The 495-nt window shown below is 64.4% G+C and carries 1 pseudogene; it reads left to right on the top strand.

Going from position 1 to position 495, the window contains the following annotated elements:
* Positions 1 to 89: 89 nt before the first annotated feature.
* Positions 90 to 495: pseudogene (locus J5M67_RS28020) on the top strand (hypothetical protein); the annotation flags it as partial.

Genomic DNA, 495 nt, shown 5'->3' with positions numbered 1-495 from the left:
CATCTTCGCAGCGGCGATAGGAAAATTCATATTGAGTTTCGGATAACGCCAACGAAAGATGTACCGAACAATTTACTGAGAGACATCTGATGAGTTCCGGCCAGCCTCCGTCTGTGAACGAAGGTGCGAGCCAGCCCGAGGGTGCGATCGGAAGCGCGAGGCCCGCGTCGCTTTCTTCCGGTTCGCATGGCTTCGCTCGCCCGCCCACGATCTTGCCGCGTTCCGCCGTTCGCCTCGATCGCCGCATCGCCGCCGTCGTCACGCTGCTTCCCGCGCTGGGCACGCTCGCCGCGATCGCGCTATGGATCGGCGGGCACGGGCCAGGCGCCGTCGAGTGGATCGTGTTCGCGCTTTTCTATTTCGCGACCGCGCTCGGGCTCGAAGTCGGCTTTCATCGCCACGTGACGCACAAGGCGTTCAAGGCGAAGCCGTGGGTGCGCACCGCGCTGATCGCGCTCGGCTCGATGGGCGCGCACGGCCCCGTCAACTGGTGGG

This window comes from Pseudomonas sp. 30_B, from assembly GCF_017491605.1.
In the GTDB taxonomy this organism is placed as follows: Bacteria; Pseudomonadota; Gammaproteobacteria; order Pseudomonadales; family Pseudomonadaceae; genus Pseudomonas.
This window is presented reverse-complemented; position numbering and strand designations above follow the sequence as displayed.